General features: G+C 42.6%; 30 protein-coding genes and 3 tRNA genes. 17 read left to right on the forward strand and 16 right to left on the reverse strand.

Annotation, left to right across the window (positions count from 1 at the left end; all coding sequences use genetic code 11):
* Positions 1 to 2 precede the first annotated feature (2 nt).
* The 7 genes from WAE59_RS01605 to WAE59_RS01635 form a co-directional block, all read right to left on the reverse strand.
* A complete protein-coding gene (locus WAE59_RS01605; RefSeq protein WP_337854176.1) occupies positions 3 to 758 on the reverse strand; it encodes a tetratricopeptide repeat protein in 756 nt (251 codons plus the stop codon).
* A 36-nt stretch (positions 759 to 794) separates the two neighbouring features.
* Positions 795 to 2,000, reverse strand: coding sequence for an MFS transporter (locus WAE59_RS01610; protein ID WP_337854177.1), 1,206 nt, complete (start codon positions 1,998 to 2,000; stop codon positions 795 to 797).
* A 285-nt stretch (positions 2,001 to 2,285) separates the two neighbouring features.
* Positions 2,286 to 2,738: a DinB family protein gene (locus WAE59_RS01615; protein ID WP_337854178.1), complete on the reverse strand. Its 453-nt coding sequence runs from the start codon at positions 2,736 to 2,738 to the stop codon at positions 2,286 to 2,288.
* Positions 2,731 to 2,967 (reverse strand): DUF6965 family protein, encoded by a 237-nt coding sequence (locus tag WAE59_RS01620; RefSeq protein ID WP_337854179.1) that lies wholly within the window; start codon positions 2,965 to 2,967, stop codon positions 2,731 to 2,733. The genes WAE59_RS01615 and WAE59_RS01620 overlap by 8 nt, the downstream gene beginning before the upstream one ends.
* Positions 2,968 to 2,993: 26 nt before the next feature.
* On the reverse strand, positions 2,994 to 3,251 hold the full coding sequence (locus WAE59_RS01625) for a 4a-hydroxytetrahydrobiopterin dehydratase (RefSeq protein WP_337854180.1): 258 nt from the start codon (positions 3,249 to 3,251) through the stop codon (positions 2,994 to 2,996).
* Positions 3,252 to 3,334: 83 nt separating this feature from the next.
* Positions 3,335 to 3,556, reverse strand: a complete 222-nt coding sequence (locus WAE59_RS01630) for a hypothetical protein (RefSeq protein ID WP_337854181.1) — start codon at positions 3,554 to 3,556, stop codon at positions 3,335 to 3,337.
* A 4-nt stretch (positions 3,557 to 3,560) separates the two neighbouring features.
* Positions 3,561 to 4,091: a TlpA family protein disulfide reductase gene (locus WAE59_RS01635; protein WP_337854182.1), complete on the reverse strand. Its 531-nt coding sequence runs from the start codon at positions 4,089 to 4,091 to the stop codon at positions 3,561 to 3,563.
* A gap of 111 nt (positions 4,092 to 4,202) precedes the next feature.
* On the opposite strand from WAE59_RS01635, the gene WAE59_RS01640 reads away from it, so the two are divergent.
* Positions 4,203 to 5,471 (forward strand): ATP-binding protein, encoded by a 1,269-nt coding sequence (locus tag WAE59_RS01640; RefSeq protein ID WP_337854183.1) that lies wholly within the window; start codon positions 4,203 to 4,205, stop codon positions 5,469 to 5,471.
* Between the two features lie 264 nt (positions 5,472 to 5,735).
* Here WAE59_RS01640 and WAE59_RS01645 read toward each other — a convergent pair whose 3' ends face one another.
* Positions 5,736 to 6,857: an aminotransferase class V-fold PLP-dependent enzyme gene (locus WAE59_RS01645; protein WP_337854184.1), complete on the reverse strand. Its 1,122-nt coding sequence runs from the start codon at positions 6,855 to 6,857 to the stop codon at positions 5,736 to 5,738.
* Positions 6,858 to 7,015: 158 nt separating this feature from the next.
* Between WAE59_RS01645 and WAE59_RS01650 the strand changes: the two genes are divergently transcribed.
* From WAE59_RS01650 to WAE59_RS01675, 6 genes are all read left to right on the forward strand, one after another.
* Complete coding sequence (locus tag WAE59_RS01650) at positions 7,016 to 7,939, forward strand: DUF2975 domain-containing protein (RefSeq protein WP_337854185.1); 924 nt, start codon at positions 7,016 to 7,018, stop codon at positions 7,937 to 7,939.
* Position 7,940: 1 nt separating this feature from the next.
* Positions 7,941 to 8,144 (forward strand): helix-turn-helix domain-containing protein, encoded by a 204-nt coding sequence (locus WAE59_RS01655; protein WP_337854186.1) that lies wholly within the window; start codon positions 7,941 to 7,943, stop codon positions 8,142 to 8,144.
* Between the two features lie 70 nt (positions 8,145 to 8,214).
* Positions 8,215 to 8,691 (forward strand): RNA polymerase sigma factor, encoded by a 477-nt coding sequence (locus WAE59_RS01660; protein ID WP_337854187.1) that lies wholly within the window; start codon positions 8,215 to 8,217, stop codon positions 8,689 to 8,691.
* A gap of 2 nt (positions 8,692 to 8,693) precedes the next feature.
* Positions 8,694 to 9,233, forward strand: a complete 540-nt coding sequence (locus tag WAE59_RS01665; RefSeq protein ID WP_337854188.1) for a hypothetical protein — start codon at positions 8,694 to 8,696, stop codon at positions 9,231 to 9,233.
* Between the two features lie 69 nt (positions 9,234 to 9,302).
* Positions 9,303 to 9,818 (forward strand): ExbD/TolR family protein, encoded by a 516-nt coding sequence (locus tag WAE59_RS01670; RefSeq protein WP_337854189.1) that lies wholly within the window; start codon positions 9,303 to 9,305, stop codon positions 9,816 to 9,818.
* Between the two features lie 154 nt (positions 9,819 to 9,972).
* Positions 9,973 to 10,161, forward strand: coding sequence for a cold-shock protein (locus tag WAE59_RS01675; protein ID WP_337854190.1), 189 nt, complete (start codon positions 9,973 to 9,975; stop codon positions 10,159 to 10,161).
* A 54-nt stretch (positions 10,162 to 10,215) separates the two neighbouring features.
* On the opposite strand, the gene WAE59_RS01680 is transcribed toward WAE59_RS01675, so the two are convergent.
* Complete coding sequence (locus WAE59_RS01680; RefSeq protein ID WP_337854191.1) at positions 10,216 to 10,908, reverse strand: Sir2 family NAD-dependent protein deacetylase; 693 nt, start codon at positions 10,906 to 10,908, stop codon at positions 10,216 to 10,218.
* A 96-nt stretch (positions 10,909 to 11,004) separates the two neighbouring features.
* Here WAE59_RS01680 and WAE59_RS01685 point away from each other — a divergent pair, with 96 nt between their 5' ends.
* Together WAE59_RS01685 and WAE59_RS01690 are read left to right on the forward strand one after the other, a co-directional pair.
* The gene (locus tag WAE59_RS01685; RefSeq protein WP_337854192.1) at positions 11,005 to 11,322 is read left to right on the forward strand and encodes a hypothetical protein; all 318 of its coding nucleotides are present in this window, start codon (positions 11,005 to 11,007) and stop codon (positions 11,320 to 11,322) included.
* A gap of 77 nt (positions 11,323 to 11,399) precedes the next feature.
* Complete coding sequence (locus WAE59_RS01690) at positions 11,400 to 12,023, forward strand: M23 family metallopeptidase (RefSeq protein WP_337854193.1); 624 nt, start codon at positions 11,400 to 11,402, stop codon at positions 12,021 to 12,023.
* Positions 12,024 to 12,025: 2 nt separating this feature from the next.
* Here WAE59_RS01690 and WAE59_RS01695 read toward each other — a convergent pair whose 3' ends face one another.
* The gene (locus WAE59_RS01695; protein WP_337854194.1) at positions 12,026 to 12,523 is read right to left on the reverse strand and encodes a hypothetical protein; all 498 of its coding nucleotides are present in this window, start codon (positions 12,521 to 12,523) and stop codon (positions 12,026 to 12,028) included.
* A complete protein-coding gene (locus WAE59_RS01700; RefSeq protein ID WP_337854195.1) occupies positions 12,513 to 12,989 on the reverse strand; it encodes a hypothetical protein in 477 nt (158 codons plus the stop codon). The genes WAE59_RS01695 and WAE59_RS01700 overlap by 11 nt, the downstream gene beginning before the upstream one ends.
* Positions 12,990 to 13,093: 104 nt before the next feature.
* Here WAE59_RS01700 and WAE59_RS01705 point away from each other — a divergent pair, with 104 nt between their 5' ends.
* Complete coding sequence (locus WAE59_RS01705) at positions 13,094 to 13,525, forward strand: DUF2147 domain-containing protein (RefSeq protein WP_337854196.1); 432 nt, start codon at positions 13,094 to 13,096, stop codon at positions 13,523 to 13,525.
* Positions 13,525 to 14,541 carry a WD40/YVTN/BNR-like repeat-containing protein gene (locus WAE59_RS01710; RefSeq protein WP_337854197.1) on the forward strand — a complete coding sequence of 339 codons (1,017 nt, stop codon included), beginning with the start codon at positions 13,525 to 13,527 and terminating at the stop codon, positions 14,539 to 14,541. The genes WAE59_RS01705 and WAE59_RS01710 overlap by 1 nt, the downstream gene beginning before the upstream one ends.
* Positions 14,542 to 14,609: 68 nt before the next feature.
* Here the strand turns inward: WAE59_RS01710 and WAE59_RS01715 are convergent.
* The 4 genes from WAE59_RS01715 to WAE59_RS01730 all read right to left on the reverse strand — a co-directional run bounded on the left by WAE59_RS01715 (position 14,610) and on the right by WAE59_RS01730 (position 16,800).
* Positions 14,610 to 14,694: transfer RNA gene (locus tag WAE59_RS01715), tRNA-Leu, on the reverse strand.
* Positions 14,695 to 14,742: 48 nt separating this feature from the next.
* Positions 14,743 to 14,815: transfer RNA gene (locus WAE59_RS01720), tRNA-Gly, on the reverse strand.
* A 136-nt stretch (positions 14,816 to 14,951) separates the two neighbouring features.
* Complete coding sequence (locus WAE59_RS01725; RefSeq protein WP_337854198.1) at positions 14,952 to 15,443, reverse strand: regulatory protein RecX; 492 nt, start codon at positions 15,441 to 15,443, stop codon at positions 14,952 to 14,954.
* 22 nt (positions 15,444 to 15,465) lie between these two features.
* Complete coding sequence (locus WAE59_RS01730; protein WP_337854199.1) at positions 15,466 to 16,800, reverse strand: sigma-54-dependent transcriptional regulator; 1,335 nt, start codon at positions 16,798 to 16,800, stop codon at positions 15,466 to 15,468.
* Positions 16,801 to 16,956: 156 nt separating this feature from the next.
* Between WAE59_RS01730 and WAE59_RS01735 the strand changes: the two genes are divergently transcribed.
* Positions 16,957 to 17,030, forward strand: a tRNA-Cys gene (locus WAE59_RS01735).
* A 317-nt stretch (positions 17,031 to 17,347) separates the two neighbouring features.
* Here the strand turns inward: WAE59_RS01735 and WAE59_RS01740 are convergent.
* Positions 17,348 to 18,010 (reverse strand): HAD family hydrolase, encoded by a 663-nt coding sequence (locus WAE59_RS01740; protein ID WP_337854200.1) that lies wholly within the window; start codon positions 18,008 to 18,010, stop codon positions 17,348 to 17,350.
* A gap of 94 nt (positions 18,011 to 18,104) precedes the next feature.
* Here WAE59_RS01740 and WAE59_RS01745 point away from each other — a divergent pair, with 94 nt between their 5' ends.
* The 5 genes from WAE59_RS01745 to WAE59_RS01765 all read left to right on the forward strand — a co-directional run bounded on the left by WAE59_RS01745 (position 18,105) and on the right by WAE59_RS01765 (position 21,788).
* Entirely contained in the window at positions 18,105 to 18,644 is a 540-nt protein-coding gene (locus tag WAE59_RS01745; protein ID WP_337854201.1) for a DinB family protein, read from the forward strand.
* 465 nt (positions 18,645 to 19,109) lie between these two features.
* Complete coding sequence (locus WAE59_RS01750; RefSeq protein ID WP_337854202.1) at positions 19,110 to 19,976, forward strand: STAS domain-containing protein; 867 nt, start codon at positions 19,110 to 19,112, stop codon at positions 19,974 to 19,976.
* A gap of 7 nt (positions 19,977 to 19,983) precedes the next feature.
* Positions 19,984 to 20,394, forward strand: a complete 411-nt coding sequence (locus tag WAE59_RS01755) for an STAS domain-containing protein (RefSeq protein WP_337854203.1) — start codon at positions 19,984 to 19,986, stop codon at positions 20,392 to 20,394.
* Positions 20,342 to 20,788, forward strand: coding sequence for an anti-sigma regulatory factor (locus WAE59_RS01760; RefSeq protein WP_337854204.1), 447 nt, complete (start codon positions 20,342 to 20,344; stop codon positions 20,786 to 20,788). Before WAE59_RS01755 ends, WAE59_RS01760 begins: the two co-directional genes overlap by 53 nt.
* On the forward strand, positions 20,781 to 21,788 hold the full coding sequence (locus WAE59_RS01765; RefSeq protein WP_337854205.1) for an ATP-binding protein: 1,008 nt from the start codon (positions 20,781 to 20,783) through the stop codon (positions 21,786 to 21,788). The genes WAE59_RS01760 and WAE59_RS01765 overlap by 8 nt, the downstream gene beginning before the upstream one ends.
* Position 21,789: the final 1 nt, after the last annotated feature.

Consider the following 21,789-nt stretch of genomic DNA (forward strand, 5'->3'; position numbering starts at 1 on the left):
ACTTATTTTGAAGCGAGTAACTCTTTCAGCGCTTTTCTGGACCATTGCCCATAGCGCCTCCTCAGGTACCTTGGCAGCAGTTTGATTTCTTCCCGTATGACCTGAAACTGCTCGCGGGCTTCGCTTTTCTTTTGTTGCTTTTTGAGGAAAAGGCCGTAATGATACCTTGCTTCCAGCGAATGATGGTTACGAATCACGCGCCTGTAACCTTCATCAGCAAGGTCATTCATGCCCAAACCGTCCTGTGCCTGTACGTACATCAGTTCATCTTCCATGACGCCGAACCTGTTTTTATTGATCCCGTTGAGGGTGTCAAAATGATTCAGGCTTTCTTTAAACTGCCCATTGTGGAAATATTGTCTAGCCAGCTGGAGGTGGATCGCAGGATCATCAGCATAGAGGCCATATAGGCAACTTTTGGCAAGTTCTATTGCTCTATCATATTGTTTTTGCTCCGCATAGGCCTGGGAAAGGCCTAGCTTATTGGTCACATTATCAGAGATCTGAACCTTGCGTGTCCATTCATTAATTTTCTGCTTGGGGAAAATATAGCGCTGAAAGTTGGCCCCGAAGGTTCCCCTTCTGATCTCGGGCCATAATTCTGAGAAGAAGTAGATGAGGGTGCCGATCGCCGGTAAAAAGATAAGCAGGTATATCCACTGTCGCCTGCCTGTTTTAAAAGCATGGTAGATGGTCAGCACCTGAAAGATCAAAGCGATGTAGTAATAACTGCCTAATAGCCCAAAAAGTGAGAACATATTTAATTTTTTATTAAAGGTAATATTTATTCAAAATTAAACTGCCGATTTTCTGGTCATTTTATAAATACCCAGCATCACCAATACAGAAAGTGCGATCAGAATCAGGTAACTGTAATTTAGGTTCCGCTCGTCTTTCGCCGGGATCAGGTAAATGATTCCGTAGCTGAGGAAGGAAACGATCACATAGTTGATGCCGCCAGTGAGACCACTGGCAATACCCGCATTCTTCGGAAACCTGCTGAGGCAAAAAGTAAAAAAGCTGTTGAAGGTGTATCCCGAAGAAGCATGGATCAGGAATGCAAAGAAGATCATGGCATATAAGCCAGAAAGGTAGTCGAGGCTCAGCAGCATGGCGATTCCGAAAAACGACTGCAGTGCCAGGTTGATGAAAAGTTTTTTATTGAAAGGTTTGTTGATCGTCGCTTTGCCCATCAATCCACCCACCATCACTGCAGCGCCAAGGATCAACGAGCTGTATCCAGCCACAATCGGACTTAAGCCCAACTGGTGTTCAATGATGAAAGGACCGGTCATGTTGTAAATCATGACCATAGAATAGGCCAGACCAAGCATCACGATGCCCAGCGTGAAGCTGGGTGTCCTGATCATATCCGCATATACTATGCTGATCGTTTTGATATTGAATGCCATGCGCTGTCTGATGGTTTCCCCGCTGAAGATCATTTCCAGCACCAATATGATGATGGCAAATCCGGCAAGGAAATAGAAATTGGCCTGCCAGCCGAAATAGCTTTGCAGGTAACCACCTGCGAAGGGTGCGATGATCGGGGCGGTAGCCCAAATGATGGAAAACATACTGAGGTAATGTTTCAGCTGATCGCCGGAGAACACATCCACAAAATAAGCCCTTTTAGAGACCACTATGGCCCCTACTGTAATCCCGTGGATGATGCGCATGGCGTAGATGAGATAGATGCTGCCTGTATTGGCGATGACGATACTGGCCAGTGCAAATACAACAAGGCTGATCAGGTTGATCCTGTAGCGGCCGAAGCTGTCGAGCAAACTGCCCACGAACAATTGCGCTACACCATAGCTGATCAGGAATAGACTGAGTGTCATCTGCACCTGTATATCGGTCACCCGCAAGGTAGCGGCCATGGTAGGCAGGGAGGGAATGTAGATGTCTGTCGCAAATCCAGAAAGCGGGATCAGGCTGAAGGCCAGTACAGTAGATATGCCCTGATGACGGGGATTCAAAGTTTTAGCAGGATTCAAAACGAGTTCAATTTAAGGCCGCAATTTAGGCTTAAGAATGAAATCTCAGGGTATGCTAAAAACATGGGATTGTAATTTAGTTGTTGTCAGTGAGATTTCAGAAGGAACGAACCTGTAGCAGCGGGTTTGTTAAGGATGCGTTTGGTTCTGCGATATGTATGAAGCGTATCTCCCTTATGACTGCTTTATGTTTGCATTATCCTGGGATGAGGAAAACATAAAGCAGTCATAAGGGAGATACCTTGCAGACCTGAGTGCATCCTTAACACATGTGCTTACCCATAACTATTTCCTTGCAAAGGTGATGTAATCTGTATTGACCGGACTAATGCCGTTCTTCTTCAGTTCCGTTGCGATTTGTGCCCGATGGTAGGTGCCATGGTTGAATACATGCAGCAAAATGTCCTGCAGAGCATTGCTGAAGCTCTCGTTTTTTGTATTGGTATAATTTACAATTGTAGGTTTGGGACTGTCGGTGCGCTTTATTTTTTGCTGCAGAATTGCTGAAGACTGGTCATGGTAGGCTTCGCATGCCTCAAGGGTATGGAGTTCCCATACACCTACAGAAGCTTTTTCCCCATTGATCCTGCCCGACCAGATCATCTGTGCATTGACAATGTGGCTCATCAGATTCAGACAAACTGGGGGAATAGCTTCAGCTTGTCTTTTAAGTGATGTTATGAGTGTTTTATTGGCCCATTCATTATAGAGGAACAATTGATAGATCGGATCATTCATTTTGGTTATTGCGGTTGATGATTTCCAATAATTTATCAAGCCTCCAGCGCACCGGAGTGGCAACTCGGTTGCCGCCGGTTTTCAAAATATAGATTGACTTTTCAATGAATTCCTTTGTATCAGGCACTTGAACACCGGTATCCAGTTCGAAGGATGCTGGTATTTCAATTCCGTGGAACGCTGCCTCGTATTCCTCCGCGCTCTTAACGATTTCATTCTTTTTAGCCATAGCGCAAAGATATAAAAAAAGGCATTTTAAATGCCCAATAAGGCATCGATCTGTTTGGCAAGTAAGCGGTCTTTTTCAGTGACAATGTCTCCGGCATCATGCGTACTCAGCCAGATTTCTACCTTATTGTATTCATTAGTCCATCTGGGGTGATGGTTGCTCTTTTCCGCAACAAAGGCTACACGCACCATAAAAGCAAAAGCTTCCTGGAAATCCTTAAACAATAATACTTTATAAAGTTTCCTGTCAATCTCTTCCCAGGTTTTTTGAATTACATTTTCCATATCCGAATAATTAATGAACTCATTCTCTGGAACCAACAAAACAAGAGGGAATTAGTTTAGCGCTTTTGTGATTAGGCTTTCAATTAGTCTCCTCCGTCGCAACCCCCATCTCCGGAACAGTCACTGTCTCCAGCGTAGTCACCATCTTCCCAATCGCCGGTGTTCCAAGGCTGCGGGTTATTGAAATCGACAAATTCAGCATCAGCACTTCCTATGCTGTTCTTATTTTTTTGATTTGGACTGAGATTCCAGGAAAGCAGGCCTATTGCAAGGAAAAGACCTGCAACGATGATCAACTCCTGCATAATTCTAACGGGTTTTAGCCGTTGCCGGTTTTAATTTCGTTTCAATTAGCTTAACCATTTTGTCGAATTCCTCCACCGAATAGCCAATGGACTGGTAGACGATTTTGCCGTCCATGTCAATGATGATATTTCTTGGAATGGATTGGGTGGCAAATTTCTTAAAAATGCCACGGTCGGCATCAGGTAAAATAGGAAAGGTAAAGCCTTTAGTCTTTTTGAAAGGTTCCAGTTTGTCCCATCCTTCTTCTCTGCCAAACACAAAAAAAGCAAAGTTTGGATGATCTTTATATTTATCCCAGATTTGTTTTTGTACCTGCGGAAGCTCTTCATTGCATGGTGGGCACCAGGTGGCGAAAAGATTGATGAGTATCAGTTTTCCTTTATAATCACTTAGGTTTGCTGTTTTTCCTTTCTCAATTTCGAAAGAGAAGTTGGCAACGGAATCGCCAATTTTGGTTAGTGTAGGGGAGTCTTCCTGTGCGGTAAGCACAAAAGGTAACAAAAAAAGCAGAGTCATTAATTTTAATACTTTCATGTGATTTCAGGTTTTTTTAACTAAATAAATTTACAACATATTTTTTAGTCTGTATCGTTGTCAAAGAAATCTTTTTTAATCCTTATATTGGCTAATAATTTTAGTAAATACATGGCAGAGAAAGTGAACATCACCTCGGGCGGAATACAGAAAGTATTGCGCAATTATAATGAAAAACAGGCGCTTGCGGAATATATCTGGAACGGTTTTGATGCAAAAGCCAGCTTGGTAGAGCTCAATTATCAGAACAACGAACTGGGTTTCATAGATGGGTTGGAGGTAGCTGATAATGGCTATGGTATTAATTTTGATCGACTAGCCATGAAGTTCGATCCTTTTTATGAATCCGAAAAGGCATTGCAATTGGCTGTACATAAAAACCGCTCTACCATGCACGGTAAAAATGGGGTTGGGCGTCTTACTTTTTTTCGTTTTGCCAATGATGCGGAGTGGCATACTACCTACCTGGAAGGCAGTCAGCTTAAAAGTGGTACCATCCGTATTGGTGTAACTGCGCTGAACAGTTACCAGGCCAGGCAACTGGAGCAGCCACTGAAAGACAGTACAGGTACACGCGTGGTGTTCTCCAATCTAAAGATCAGTTCCGATCAACTGGAGCAGGAGATTATTCCCTTTCTTAAATCCGAGTTCTGCTGGTTTCTGGAACTGAATAAAGCCAAAGGTTTTCAGATTCTGATCAACGGAACTGTATTGGATTACAGTGACCTGATCCAGGATTATGAGGAAGATCTGATCCTCAATTACCAGGAGAGCAATACCGTATTCCATCTGAAATTTGTACAGTGGAATGCATCTCAGCATAAGGAACTGTCCAAGGCTTATTTTATGAATGAGAATGCTGAGGAACTTCATAAAGAATATACCACCCTGAATAAGAAAGCAGACGAGTATTTTCACAGTGTCTATGTCAAAAGCGAATTCTTCAATGATTTTGATTTCAGCGGTACAGAGTTCGATACCCAGGCAAACTTATACAGTCGCAGCAAATCTTCTCCTGAATATAAATTCCTGGCTAAAGGGGTCAACGAGCTGTTGCAGACAAAGCGTAAATCTTTTTTAAAAGCGCATTCCGCCAGGCTGCTGGAACGTTATGAAAAAGAAGGTGTACTAGGTCTGATTGCCGGGGAACATGTGGATCCGAAAAGGAAATCAGATTTGCTGAATACCCTGAAATCACTCTATGAGATTCAGCCTAAGTTGTTTAGTAACCTGAGTATAGATCAGAAAAAGACGATGATCACTTTGCTGGATGCAGTATTGCGTTCGCATCAGCGGGAACAGCTGGCGAATATATTTGGGAGCATCATCGAATTGGAGGAAGAGGAAAGAATGGAACTGGCCGAAGTAATTGAAAATTAAATAAAAAGCCCGGAATGCTTTCGCGTTCCGGGCACCCCCTCAAATCACCCTCCATCTGTGCATTCTCAAAATGCCACCTCACTCTCCTTCACCAATCAACCGCGCCTCAACCACTTCTGATTTAATAAACGCAATAGATGTTTAAACAGATTTCATCTTTTTAGAGCTTTACATTTCGCTGACTAACCAGGTAGTGGAGTCTGATATTGGGCCAACATGTTCAAAGAAACGTTGGGGAAGTTAGCTGTTCAGTTATTTCCAGCTTTATTCGATAGGAAACTTGCTTATTTGTATCGGAACATATACCAGATTACCCAGGGTCAGGTCATTTTCTTTTACAATGGAAGGAAGTTTAGTCAGGCTGGAAGCTTTTGCTGTAGCATCTATACCGTTTTTGCGAAGCCGGATTATGAGCGATTCCGGATTGCTGCTTTCTACAGGCAATACCCAATGACTATGCAATGGGTTTAGTGCGCCGATATGCATCTTCACAGGAATCTGCCTCATAACACATTTTGCGTTTAGCTTTCTCCTTTCCAGATCTGCCATGGAGAATTCATAGGTACGTTTTTGCATTAACCGAAGATTGGCCATGCAGGGGCGGTATTGAATCTTATGCATGACTTCTGCACCAGGAAAACCTTTAGAAAAGCCAGACAGGATGGCATCAAAGTCCTTTCCATTTATCTGCGACCAGCGATAAAGGAGTGTATAGCAAAATTTGGTGGTCAGTATTTTAATAAGACCTGCTTTGAGCAATTTTTTAAAGTATAAGCTTGTCTCCTGAGTCGGCAGGGCTGAATTGAGCGTTAGAAGTATGCCCTTAAATTCCGGGTTGTTTGTATGGAGTCGTGCTCCGGTAACAGAGGTATTGGTCTTGATGAGCCCGAAGCTAAACAGTGCCACATCGGAAAGTGGGTGGCCTTTGTAAATTCCGTCGAATGCCTGTGCGCAATCTTCAAGCACAATGAGGTTGTGCTTTTTGGCAAACCTGATCACGGAGTCTGCATCCATTATGGCCCCAAAAAGATGGGTGATTAGGATGGCCTTTGTTTTGGTATTGATTGCTGCCGATACATCACTCAGGGATAAATCGAGTGTTTGTTTATCAATAGGGAGTGGCACGGCAATCAATTGGTGGGCTGCAATGATGGAAAACATGTCAGGGATATTGATGTTGCTTACTAAGATCTCCGAACCAGGCTCAAGCTTTAGTGCCCGGAGGCAGAGATCGAGTCCGGTTCGTACGGATAAGCAGTGGATCGTATTTTGTTCATCTATGGGCGCGGGCGAGGGTTTGCTCGTACTCAGCAGATCTTGCAGGCAGTAACGAAGCCCGGTACCTAATGCAGACCAGGAAATGTCCAGCTTACCTCGGGGAATCATATTTGATATAATGTAAGTGAAAAACTTTCATGCTAAAGTACAGCTTTCCGGGCATCATAGCCGTTATTGACCATGTTTAAAGATTTTTTAGCGATTAAACAGTAATTATTTATTGTAAATCAATAAATAATTGTTTTATCTTAGTAAAAAAATGAGCTATGAAAATTAAGATTGACTTTAGACGTATTTTGGTTGTAGTTGGTGGTTTTATAGGTATCATCGTACTGCCAATCGCCTATAATTCCTCTTACAATTATCCGAACACCGGTATTTTTAATATTGATCATCCTTTAAAACCGATTGATCCGGAAGTTTCGGAGGATTTACCACATAGGCAATATAAGCGGCTATCGGATAGCCTAAAACGTGATCGTGATACGAAAAATGGCCGATTGAATTACACCGCGGTGGGATCCCTGGGCTTAGGCTGGCTAGAATTTGAACATATAAATCATGAGACCTACAGTAACGGAGAAAGGGAATATGTTCTTTTATTGGGTTGGTGGAAATTGAAAAAAGAAAACGAGTTCGCCCATGTTCCAATTTATTTCGTGGAAAAGGGGCAGTCCTATTTGCGTTCGAGTATTTGCGGACCAAATACCAGCAAAAATCCAGAACAAGAGGTAAGGGATTGTAAAGAGATAGATCGAAAAGTACCTTTCAGGTACGATCTGAGAGAAAATAGAATAGCGATCCCCATTTCAGAGAATGCGCATCAGGTTATGCAGTGGGTTTCCTATATCTATATAGTAGGTATATTGATTTTAGTGCTTTATTTTGTGCTACTGGTTTTCATGAACTTTCTCCGTGACATCGCATATGGCGATCCATTTTCAGAAAAAAATGTGAGGAGACTTAGGACGATTGCCATTAATATTTTGATTCTGCCCGTTTTGGAATTATTGATTAATTTACTCGGACGTCTGGTGTATGCAGGCTACTTCACCAGCGACATCATACTGAATACTGGAATTTGGCGGCAATTTACCAAGCCTGTAGTCTTAAGTGTTATATTTGTTGCGCTGTATTTTGCCTTCAAAAAAGGGAAAAAGCTGCAGGATGAAATCGACCTAACCGTTTAAGATGCCAATAATTATAAACATAGATGTGATGCTGGCAAAGAGGAAAATGTCGCTCACCGAACTGAGTGAAAAAGTCGGGATTACGATCTCCAACCTTTCCATCCTTAAAACTGGGAAGGCAAAGGCTATCCGCATAGAAACACTGGAGGCGATTTGCAAAGCGCTGGATTGCCAGCCAGGGGATATTCTGGAATATCGGTCATAGTTGTAAGTTTTTTCACTTTCCAGCTACTTATTGGGTAAACAGATTATGTATATTTCAATAAAAAACAGCAATGGATGACCAAGTCTTTCTCGATATGATAAGCGAGCATCAAGGCATCATTCACAAGGTATGCCGGCTGTACCGTGATACCCCCGAAGACAGGGAAGATCTTTTTCAGGAGATTACGTATCAGCTTTGGAAAGCGTTTCCAGGATACCGGAAAGAAGCAAAAAAGAGCTCATGGATGTACCGGATCGGATTAAATACCGCCATCAGCTCCTTTCGCAAAAAACGACCGCAGGTTGCATATGAGTCAGTCTTGCCCGACTATCCTGAGGAAGGGCAAAATGAGGAACAAGCCCTACGACAGGAGCGTTTCTTCGCTATCCTGAAGGAGCTCAATGATGCAGAGAAGGCCATCATCACCCTGTACCTCGAAGAACACAGCTATAGGCAGATTGCTGATATCCTGGGTATCACTGAAAGCAATGTCGGTGTCAAACTGAACAGGATTAAAAACAAAATTCAACAACGTTTAAGTAAATGACTATGGAATTAGAACAATTGAAATCTGGATGGAACAACATCAGTACTCCAGAAAAAAATATAACTGAACTGAAAGCGATGCTCAGCGAGAACAGGCATCCCGTGCTCAAGGGGATCCGCAGGCAATTAACCATAGAGATTACTGGCTGGTCGGTCTTTCTTCTTTGTTATTACACCATGTTTGACGGCGACCAGAAACCGGTGTATATCAATCTGGTACTTGTTGCTTCAGTGATGCTCTCGCTGCTTCATAACGTTTGGGGTTACCGTCTTTCCAAAAACCTGAGGCCAGGTGAAACTCTGCTGATTTCCTTGCAGCACTATTTGTCAAAAATGAAGCACTATGCCCTGATCTCCATTTTTTCAAGAGTACTGTTTTTTACCGGGCTAGTTTTTTTCTTCAGTTATAATGTCAGCTTTAGTGCCACTAAATATTATGCATTGGCTGCAGGGATGATATTGGTATTGGTTCAGGTGTGGATGTTGAGCCGTATTTGGTCCAGGCGAATCAACATGCTGGAATTGCGCATTAGTGAATTTTAATATTGGAGGTCTTAACTTATGGAATCGGTAAGTTTGAGTCATCCTGTTTTTAACTAAAACAAAAACAAGATGGCCGAATTAAGTATTTCCCGAAACAGAAGAGCAGTTCCTAAAGTAGATCTGACTGCTATGGTAGATCTGGCATTTTTGCTGATCACCTTTTTTATGCTCACTACTTCGCTTTCCAAGCCGGTAGCTATGGATATCGCTAAACCCGATGAACCCTTGTCCGATGATGATCTGATGCCGGTACCGGCATCGAGAACAATGACCATATTATTGGGTAAAGACAATAAGGTAGCCTGGTATATGGGAGAGGCAGATAAAAGTCAGCCGGTTATCGAAGGAATGAACACCGTAAGGCAGTCGATATTGGCCAATAAAAAGAAACTGGCCCTGGCCAATGCGGCAGATCCAAAAAAAGGTCTGATCGTAATCGTGAAACCCACACCGGGTTCTAAATTTGAAAATTTCGTAGACATCATGGATGAGCTTAGCCTTGCTGACCTGAAACTTGCGCCTGCAATTGACGATGATCATATCCTGGACTCAGAGCGGGATTTTATGGTGAAAAACAAGATATAGGCATATGCTCTACCTTTTTTAAGCAATGTTTTTATGAAAATTTTTGATTTGGTATTTTTTTGTTGAAAAGCCTTGATTATTTTAAAACTATTTCTTTAACTTGAGGTTTTTAAAAGGGTAAAAAAAATTTACCTTTGACAACATTTAAATTATTATGAAAAACGGTACAGTAAAATTTTTCAACGCTGAAAAGGGTTTTGGATTCATTAAAGAAGAGAGCGGAAGTGAAATCTTCGTTCATGTAACAGGATTAATCGATGAGATCCGTGAAAACGATCGTGTAGTATACGAAGTTCAGGAAGGCAAAAAAGGATTGAACGCAGTTAAAGTTAAGTTAGCTTAATCTTAGGCAATCCGCTTAGAGGCATGTCTGGCAAAGCCGGACATGCCTTGGCGCTTAAACAGCAATATTATTTATCAGCTCTTCCGCCATCATTGGAACTCCGATGGTTGCAGGTTCTTCTATTTTCAGGATATTCCCTCCGCTGATTTCCGGAATTTTCTTATCTATGACATATTTGATTGCCGTTTTTGGTACGTATTGAACGAGCCCTGCTGCGGGATATACTTGAAGACTAGTTCCGATCACAGCAAAAATATCTGCCTTTTTACATAGAGCTACAGCTGGTACCATATTCGGGACCTCTTCTCCAAACCATACGATATGCGGTCGCAATGGCTGGCCATATTTGCATTTTTCTTCGAAACTGAGCTCCCATCCGTTTACAGGGTAGGTGAGGGACGAGTCTAAATCTGATTGCGCTTTGGTGATGATGCCATGGAGGTGCAATACGTTTTTAGAACCGGCCCTCTCGTGGAGATTATCAACATTCTGCGTGATGATATGTACAATAAAATGGCTTTGCAAAGCAGCCAGAGCAAGGTGGGCCGCATTTGGAACGGCTGCGAGTACGGCTTTTCGGCGTTCGTTGTAAAACTGCTGGACAAGAATTGGGTTCCGCTTCCAGGCTTCCGGTGTAGCCACATCTTCGATACGGTGTCCTTCCCACAGACCGTCGGCATCCCGAAATGTTTTGATTCCGCTTTCTGCACTGATACCGGCGCCGCTCAGTACTACTATATTTTTCATGGGCATATGATTTTATTTGTTGATGAAGCTGTGATAATGATAATCATTAAACAACTGAGCATATCCAGTGTTTAATATAGAGATAAACAATATAAGATGGAAGATTCAACAGAAAATAAAGAAACAAACAAAGATCAGCATCCAAAGGCGAATGAGGAAATACAGTTGGAGATAGAGACGGTAACGCCAGATACGGAGAAGGAAGGTCTGCCGAATGACCAGAAACACAATAAGCGGTTGGAGGACGAGGTTGAACAAAAATCTGAGGAAAGTACAGAGGAAGTAGCTGAGAATGAAAGTGATGAGGATCAGCACGGTGAGGACACTGCAAAGGCAGAACTGGAAGAGGAGGGAGCTCCGTCTGAAGATAAAAAAGATGGTGGTGCTCCGGACATCGAGACCGTAAGCCCATAAACTTCTTAAAATAAAATGAGGTTTTTACAGGAAACTTAACTATTTTTATAGTTTGACTCTAATGTCAGACTATAAATATGAAATTTCTGTTATGCTTGTTATTGTGCAGTTTTAATCTCGCGAACCCGACGATAGAAACTGACCGTGAACGCTGGAAGCCTTACTATGTATCAACTTCGCCGGCTTCAGTGGCAGCTGATTGGTATTTGCCTTTTGATTTGACCAGGCGGAAGGATATGAAACAGATCAAAATCATCAGTGTGTTCGGTGATCACAGGGATAGTTACTTTAGGGGACACATCCATACCGCGATAGACCTCAATCCCAGGAGTACCACGGATAAGCTGGTAAAGGTATATGCCATGGCAAAAGGCGTAGTCTGCTCTATTCATTTGGGAGAAAATCAGCGTACGGTAGTACTGAAACACAAACTCCCAGACGGAACGCTAATGTATACTTCGTATAAACACCTGAAAGAAGTTTATGTAAGCCACGGGCAGCAGGTAGATCAGTCGACCAAACTCGCGCGCTTGTTTACAGTACAGGAATCTAAAAAATACGGTGGCGACTACCATCACCTGCACCTGGAAATCCGCAAATCTTTCGACGATTACGGCTGCGCAAGCTGGCTGACGATGAATAAAACCCAGCTCAATCTGCGGTTTTACGATCCGATAAGCTTTCTGAAGCAAAAACTATAGTCTTATGAGTGTTTCTGCTGTCTCAGTTCTGTTTTCAATTCAATGATCTTTTCTTCAGATTGACGGTTGGCCAGGTAGAAATAAATGGCAAAGCCAAGAAAAATCTTGCCTAGGATGAAGACAGCTGCAAATACCCACCTCCACACTTTATGGATGCGCATATGATTGGATTGCGATTCCACTTCGATGAACTGGCTGCTTTTCTGCTTTCCTCTTTGACCTTCTTTTGGGGGACTAGTATCTATTCTTAGTCTGCCGACATGTGGTCTGGTAGCAAGTTCACTGATGTTGTCCTCTATTCTGGTCCAGATCTCTGGAGGAGGAGTAATGGCCATATGTTGTGCAATGCGCTCCAGATCAGTTTCCAGTTCGTATAAAGCATCTCCTATTTGCGGATGCCTGGCCTTTAAATCCAGTAGTTCACTGATTTCAGTTTCTGAGGCCGCGCCCAATACGTAGGCTTCCAATATTCCGCTTTCTATATACTCGTTAATTTTCACAGCCTTTTTTAATTACAGCGAAAGCCTCTTTTAGTGTCTTTCTGATGGAAACTTCTGGTTTATTTAGCTCGATTGAAATGGCATTGGTGCTTTTACCCAAGTAATAGGTATCGGTAAATACCTTTTTTTGTTCCTCATTGAGATCGGAAAGGTATTTGTCTTGTGTATTCTGTATGAACAGATCAGATAGTTCTGATTTTTTAATCGCTGTCGTATTCGCAATTTCTCTTAATTGGTCCTTGGCAAAACGAAGTAACTGACACCAATTATTGGTGCTCTCCCAGACCTGGCTGTCAGATTGCTGAGATAGCTCAGCAAATATCATCACCAGATAGTCTTCGGCTATTTTTTGATCTTTGACAACGCCTATGATATAACCCAGAAGCATACTCGCGTACTTTTCATAAAGACTTCTGATCTGGTTAGGCTTGTTATCAATGTACAACTGTTTGTCAGTTCTGAGCATATTTTTTAAAAGCTATAGACTAAACTATAAAAACTTGACGAAATTAAAAACTTTATTTAGTATTATTACGCAAATAGTAACGTTATATACCAAAATCTACAGTTATGAAATACTTATCATTCTTACTTCTTTTTATGGCAGTTTCCTGTTCTGCTTTCAGTCAGAATAAAGACGCGATCCTTGGAAAATGGGTGAACTCTACAGGTGAGGCGCACATCGACATCAGCAAGCGCAGTGACAAATATTTTGGCAAGATCGTTTGGCTGAAGGAACCAAAAGATGCCAAAGGCTTGGTGAAAACTGACCTCAAAAATCCAGATGCTAATCTGCGTAGCAAACCCATCCTGGGCTTGGAGATATTGAAGGACTTTGTATTTGATGAAGACAAATGGACGGATGGAAAAATCTATGATCCGAAATCAGGCAAGACTTATAGCTGCAATATGAACCTGAAAAGCAATGGCGACCTCAATATGCGTGGTTACATCGGTGTTTCACTACTGGGCAGATCTGAAACCTGGAAAAAGGTGAAATAATGAGAATACACTTGATTGTTTGCCTATTGTTGATGCCTTTTTTCAGTATCGGACAGAATTACGATTTTTTACCGCTCAATGCGGAAACTAACGCCAGTTTTAGAGGAATGTCGGTTGTCTCTGAACAGGTCGTATGGGTAAGTGGCAATGCGGGGACCATAGGCCGAAGCCTTGATGCAGGTAAAACCTGGGAATGGATAAAACCTGCAGGTTATGAGCAACTTGACTTTAGGGATATAGAAGCTTTTAGTGCAGAAAAGGCGATTGTGGTGAACGCGGGTTCACCCGCTTATATTTTGCTAACTGAAGATGGAGGTAAGACCTGGAAAGAGACTTATAAAAATGTTGATTCTGCCATCTTCCTGGACGGAATGGATTTTTGGGACAACAACCGGGGAATCGTTTTTGGCGACCCCATCAATAGCAAAATGCAATTGCTGCGCAGCCTGGACGGTGGACGTAGCTGGACTGACATCTCCGCTACCATGCAAGCCAAATTGGGATTGGGAGAGGCTTCTTTTGCGGCTAGTGGAACGACCATCTGTGCCTTGGGAGAAGGCAAAGTGTGGATTGCGACAGGTGGTACGGTATCCAATATTTATTATTCCAGCAATTATGGCTCCACCTGGCAGATTGCAGCTTGTCCCATACTTCAGGGTCAAAATAGCACGGGACCTTTTTCCATTGCTTTCCTGAATGAAAGGACGGGGGTAGTCGTAGGAGGGGACTATACCAGGGACAAGGAAAATGAAAATAACGTACTGCTGAGCAACGATGCAGGTCAAACATGGTCAAAGCCGTCCAAACCAGTAGCTGGCTTCAGGTCAGGTGTCATCTATGTGAATGACCGCGTGCTTTTGGCTACGGGAACTTCGGGAACTGATGTATCCAATGATGGTGGTAAAGTCTGGCACCACATTTCAGACCTGAGTTTCAATGTGATCAAGAAATCTAAGCAGGGAAGCCTGATTCTGCTTGCGGGAAATAAAGGGCAAATTTACCAGTTGAGGATTTAATATAGAATGAGAAATCATTGTTGAAAACAAAAAGCCTGCAAATTTTTTGCAGGCTTTTTGTTTGAATGTACTCAGAGCGGGAATCGAACCCGCACGACTTTTAAGGTCACAGGATTTTAAGTCCTGCGTGTCTACCAGTTCCACCATCTGAGCAGGTGAATAACCTTTTAAAATTAAATGCCTTCTAGTGAAGGCATTTAGAGCGAAAGACGAGATTCGAACTCGCGACCCCGACCTTGGCAAGGTCGTGCTCTACCAACTGAGCTACTTTCGCATGATATTGGCATCCTCCGATACCTTCCCTAACTTCAATTGGCTTTCTAAAAGACAACCCGTTGTTTCCGTTTGGGAATGCAAATATAAGCAGATTTATATTGCTGTCAAGTTATTTTTAATAAAAATTAAGCGTTCTATGTTAAGTTATTGTTTTTCAGTACCTCTAAAATTAAATCATTTTCAAAACCTTTTCCTAAAAGGTAGCTAACCAGCTTATACTTTCTTTTGTAAGCGTCTTTTTCCTGTATCGTTTTCGATTTTTTCTCTGCAGCAGACAGGATTGCCTTCAGGTAATCGTCATGGTCGATCGCCTTTAAGGCATTGCTGATCATTTTATCCGGTACTTTCTTTAACTTAAGCCCCTGTTTGATTTTGTTTTTACCCCATCCTTTGATGTTGAATTTGCCAGATACATAGGCTTGTGTAAAACGTTCTTCGCTCAGGAAATTGGTCTGGATCAAATCCGAAATGGTCTGTTCAACCTCATTACTCCACAGACCCCATTCATATAGTTTGTCCCTTACTTCCTGCTGGGACCGCTCCTGATACGCACAATAATGCTCAGCCTTAGCGAGGGCGGCTTTTTTATCGAGTTTTACATTGGATTTTTTTGAGGATTCAAACATCTGGATAATTTAAAATTTCGATTTAACTAAGCCTATATTCTTCCAGCTTACGGTATAATGTTGTCAGGCCAATCCCAAGTAAACGGGCTGTTTCAGTCTTATTACCATTAGTGTGCTTCAATACCTTTTGGATATGGTATTTTTCCATAGCCTCCATTTTCATGAGGTCTGCTTCATGTTCATTCGGATGATGAAACTCATAAGGTAAGAGATTTGCGCTTAGTACCGGACCATCAGAAAGGATCATCACACGTTCCATTACGTTTTTTAGCTCCCTGATATTTCCTTTCCATGGATGAGCACGGAGCAAATCTGCAAATTCATCCTCCATCTCCATCCCTTTTTTATTCAGTTTTTCAGCAAACTGCTGCAGATAATGTGTTGCAATTAGTAACACATCTCCTTTTCGTTGCGACAGGGAAGGGAGTTCTATGGAGAATACCGAAAGTCGGTAATAAAGGTCAAGTCTAAACTTGCCAGCCTCCGCTTCCTGTTTCAAATTCCGGTTCGTAGCCGCTATGATGCGTACGTTGACCTTGCTGGTCTGCGTATCACCAACCTTAATAAAGGTTTGGTTTTCCAGTACCCTCAATAACTTGGCCTGTAGTTCCAGTCCCATTTCTCCGATTTCATCAAGGAATAGCGTTCCATCATTGGCTTCTTCCAAGAGACCTCTTTTGTCTTTTACTGCGCCTGTAAATGCCCCGATCTTGTGCCCAAATAGTTCGCTTTCCAGCAGTTCCGGGTTGAAACCACTACAATTGATTGCTACAAAGGGCTTCTGCTGTCGCGGGCTTGCATAGTGAATCGCCTGGGCAAATACTTCTTTTCCCGTCCCCGTTTCACCCAGCAAAAGTACAGTCGTATCCGTAATAGCCACTTTCCGGGCGAGATCTATAGCCTCCCTGATCGGCTTCGACTGACCGAGAATTCCTTCAAAACGATGCTTTTTCAATACTTTCCCTTCCAGTTCTGTCACCCGGTATTGCAATTTGGCCTTATCCAGAGCCTTATGCAGCAAGGGGATGATTTTGTCGTTGTCGTCACCTTTAGTAATGTAATCAAACGCACCGTTTTTCATTGCAGTTACACCGTCGGAGATGGTACCAAATGCAGTGAGGTTGATCACTTCCACATGGGGTTTGATCTTTTTGATTTCTTTGACCAGTTCCACACCGTTTACATCAGGCAGCTTTACATCACTAAGCACTACATAGATCTCCTGGGCGGAAAGGATTTTGAGGCCTTCTTTTCCAGTATATGCTTGAAATACTTTAAACCCTTCTAATTCTATAATCCTCGCCATCAAGCCGGACAATTTTTTTTCGTCGTCTATTATTAAAACCGTGTATTGCATAGCAGGGTATTTGCGACAATATTAGCAATTATTTAGCCATATCCACCGGCAATCCAAGAGGCAAAAAATATTTTTTAAAAAAGTCTAGTAAATTAATAGACTTTATATGTATATTTGTATTATCAAACGCAGGGAGCTGCATTTGAAACAACATATAGTCATGTGGCCGAGTGGTTAGGTGAGGGTCTGCAAAACCTTTGACGGCGGTTCGAATCCGCCCTTGACGTCCAGTACAGTTCTCATAATTGTCTGAACTTTTAGATGTTTGGTTAGATCTAAGTTTTGTTTAAAAAGAAAGCCAGGTTGGATGACCTGGCTTTTCTGATTTTACTGCTTTAAGCTCCAAAATGGAAATCTTCCTTTTCAAAATGAAAGGTTTTTAACTTTCTGCAGACCCAAAGTGGCTGTGCGACACATTCTTTGCAAAAAAATATACCTTAATGCCATGAAGATCAAAATAAATATGGTTGTGGTTTGAAGTTTATCAGATTATAATAAGAAAGCAATGGAGTTACTGGATTAGCTTTTATAGGCGTTCAAAAAACCGTTAGCTAAAAAGAACAGCTAGCTGAGGATCGTTGTAATCAGAAACAAAGGCCAAGACATTTGTGTATTGGCTAAAATCTTCTTTCTCGTGCATGGTGGTCAGCACAACAGCTTGCATTCCGGCATTCTGTGCTGCTTCTACACCTTTGGGTGCGTCTTCAAATACAATACAAGCAGCAGGATCAACAGCTAATAAAGAAGCCGCTTTCAGGAAGGTTTCAGGATCAGGCTTACTAATCACCACATCATCTGCACTCACAATTGCAGCAAAATAATCTCTGACCTTCAAGTTGTCTAAAATATAATTAATGTTGAAAGGAATGGCTGCAGAACCAATAGCCATCCGGACATTACCTTTGACAGCCCTTTCAAAAAAATCCGATAAGCCCTCAATCAGCTTCATGTGCTCCAAATAGTCTTTTTGGTAACGACGCTCCTTAGCCATTGAGATCTCCTCAACCTGTTCCGGTGTAAAATGCGACTTCCCAAACACCCTATCCAGCAACTCACTGTTTTTGCCATACATCTGCAATTTAACCTGATCATAAGTAAGACCAGCCTTCAGATCATCATTCAGTACAGTACTCCAGGCAATGGCATGATACTCCATGTCGTCGATCATCGTGCCGTTCAAGTCAAAAATAAAAGCTTCAGGTTTTCTCATATTTACTCTTTTTGCCCGAAAGATACAAAATTCAACGTGCTAATTTTACAAAGCAGTGATCGCGTATCAAGCCGATTACCATTAGTTTTAGCGCATGGAAAACAACGACGATACAAACCACCTTAAATTTCCAATTGGACCTTTTACGAAAAAGGATGAATATAGTTATGATGAGTTAAGTTCACTCATCAGCGATATAGAGTGTGCTCCTGCTGTTTATAAAGACCTTATCCAAGGCATTGATGCAGCAGATCTTTTGAAAACTTACCGTCCCGGGAGCTGGAATATACAGCAATTGGTTCATCACGTCGCAGATATGCAATTACTTCATTTTTTCAGGATGAAAAGGGCAATTACAGAACCTGATTATAAAGAAGTAACTCTTGTCGATATAAACGGATGGGCCAATACAAAAGACGGCTTTAGCGCCCCTATTGAAGATTCCTTAGTCATGCTTGAAGGCATCACTAAAAGATATCTTTTTCTAATCAGATCCTTATCTCAAGAACAATTAAGCATCTCCTATTACCACCCCGTTAGGGCATTTAATATCAATCAAGTGCAAGCCGTTGCGATGTCTGCCTGGCATGTAAAACATCACTTAGCCCATATTAAAATAGCCATGGGTAACTAATAGCCTTTCAATGGATATCAATTATATAGCCTAATCATAGGGATAGATTAGGATCTGGAAGGTTATTCCTTCTTATCCCTTTCCTATGAGGGAGATCTGTACTTCTGGCCGTGATATAGCAACCATGGAGGTGCTCAGTACCGGATACGGGTCATATACTTTCCAGATCAGGGGGCTCCCCTAACAGCGGAATGAGCACTATCAATGGTCTACAATAACATTAAGGCTCGAAGCGGGTCAATCATCGGTTAAGGTGCTGATTTGTAGAGTGCTAATTTTGGCTTTCTCAATATTATTGATACAGAGGAAATTCAGCTGCCAAATCTGAGGTTTAGAGATAAATACGTATATTTTGTTTAATTTTCACATTTTTCTCTTTTACATTTATATATGATTACCTTGTCTGTCAAATTATATATTCACGTGTGCTGAGTCTAGCGTAAAACCTTAACCCGTCATTCAAAAATGTCATCTAACACCCACAAATTGCTACAAAAACAAAAAAAGAACATCCTTGAACTCTGGATGAAAAATCAACTGGCAGACGATGGTCTACGTGAAGACCTGATCAGCAATGAGGACCTCAGGGTTCAGTCTGAAGAGCTTATTTCTTCACTTATCGATAACCTTTCTTCTAATGATCTTGATGATGTGGAAGGAGACAACTGGAACCCTGTGATTGAAATCCTGGGTGGCATTGCCATTACGAGGGCAAGACAGGGCTTTAGCCCAAGAGAAACCGGCAGATTTGTATTTTCATTGAAGGAAGCTTTGCTTACCATATTGCAGAATGAGGTTTCCGACGGTAAAGTTCTTTTTGAAGAATCGACAAAAATTAACCGAGTGATGGATAACCTGAGCATCATTACTTTCGAGACTTTTATCAAAGGCCGTGAAGAGGTGATCCTGAGACAGACGGATGAAATTGCAGAGATTTCGACACCGGTAATCCGCGTTTGGGATGGTATTCTTGCTTTGCCTATTATTGGGACACTCGACAGTTCGAGGACACAGGTCGTTATGGAAAACCTTTTGCAGGAGATAGTGGAAACAGGTTCCAGCATCGCAATTCTGGACATTTCCGGAGTTCCTGCCGTTGATTCGCTGGTTGCCCAGCACCTGATCAAGACAGTTAGTGCGACCAGACTCATGGGGGCAGAATGCATCATTAGCGGTATAAGGCCCGAAATTGCCCAAACCGTTGTGCATCTGGGAATAGACCTTTCCAATATCATTACGAAGGCGAGTTTAGCCAGTGCGCTGGCTTATGCCTTCAAGGTGCTCAAACTGGAAGTGCGGAGACAAAATTTAACAAGTAAGAACCAATTATAATAACGTTATGGATAAAATTCCTATTCTGAGGATGGGAAACTTTTTGCTGGTCACGATCCAGGTTGATCTTTATGATCGGCTTGCGCTGAATCTGGAGGCAGATCTGGTACAAATGGTGAATAAGACCAGTGCAAAAGGTGTATTGATTGACATTTCGGCGGTTTCCATAGTAGATTCATTTATGGGCAGGATCATCGGCAATATTGCCAGCATGTCCAAAATCCTGGATGCGGAAACTGTGGTGGTCGGTATGCAGCCAGCTGTGGCCATTACCCTGATTGAACTTGGTCTCCCTTTAAAAGGGGTGCATACCGCCTTGAATGTGGATCGTGGAATGACACTGCTGAAATCTATGATCGGCAGTGATGAAGAAGCCGGGGACATTTACGACGAGGACGATGATTCTGTCGCTGAGTAAAGACAACATTCAGGTCATGCGGGAGCAGGATGTTGTTCTGTTGAGAAACCGTGTCAAAGAAGTTGCGGTAAAAATCAAGATGGGGCTGGTGAACCAGACCAAGTTGATCACAGCGGCCAGCGAACTGTTGAGAAATATGCTCAGGTATGGTAATGGAGGAAGCTGCCTGGTTGAGATCGTGTCCCGGGGACGCGACAATGGCGTTAGGCTTACTTTTACCGATCAGGGCCCAGGGATCCCGGATCTTGCGCTTGCCATGAAAGACGGCTACTCCACGGGCAGAAGCCTCGGACTGGGGCTTCCCGGTGCTAAAAGACTGGTTAATGAATTTGACATAAAAAGTAAAGTTGGAGAGGGAACTATCGTGATGATATTGAAATGGGCCAATGGTTGATGCTACACACATAAGCCTTGCCGCTAACGACAGGAGTTATTTCTCTTTGTTGAAAAAAGACATACACCAACGCGCATCGGAAGCCGGACTGGCACCGACCAGGCTGGCAGAACTGGATATCATTGTTGCAGAGATGACCAGCAACCTGTTTAAATATGCGGATAATGGGGAACTGCTGTTCGGTATTGTACAAGACCAGGAAGCGCCATACCTGGAATTATTGTGTATAGATAGTGGACCAGGAATACAGAATCCTTCAAGGATGCTGATTGATGGTGTTTCTACCAGTAATACCATGGGACACGGATTGGGCAGCATTCAGCGCTTATCTGATACTTTTGACATTTACTCCCAAGTGGGCTGGGGAACGATCCTGCTCAGCAGGATTTACCTGAAGCAGGTTCCGGCAAAAAAATCGGCCATTACCATCAGGCCACTTGTTGTGGCCAAACCAGGCGAGACGATGAGTGGCGATGGGCTGGTTTATAAAAAAAATAAAGACCAGATCCAGTTTTTGCTTTGCGACGGGCTGGGTCACGGACCGGAAGCCAATAAAGCTGTCAATGAAGCTGCAATGGCTTTTAGGGTATGTCCCGACAATAGTCCCACAGAGATACTTCGGTTCATACACGGCTCCATTAAAAAGACCCGGGGTATGGTCGCTGCACTTGTAACCTATGATTTCAAGACCAGGCTTTGGACCTCGGCAGGGATCGGTAATATCGCTGCGCGCTGGATAGGGCCTACAACCAATAAAAATCACATGAGCTATAACGGTATTGTGGGGCACAACATCCCAGGAAGTATGAATGATCAACAATATAGCAGCATGGAATACAATCAGGTCATCCTTTGTTCAGATGGCATTAAGACCCGCTGGGAGCTGAGTAAATATCCTATGATCCAGAAGTGTGATCCTGCAATCTTATGTGCAGCGCTCTATAAGGACCAGGCCCGCCGGACCGATGATATGTCGGTGATTATTGTTAAATTGAATTAGA

Source organism: Pedobacter sp. GR22-6, from assembly GCF_037402555.1.
In the GTDB taxonomy this organism is placed as follows: domain Bacteria; phylum Bacteroidota; class Bacteroidia; order Sphingobacteriales; family Sphingobacteriaceae; genus Pedobacter.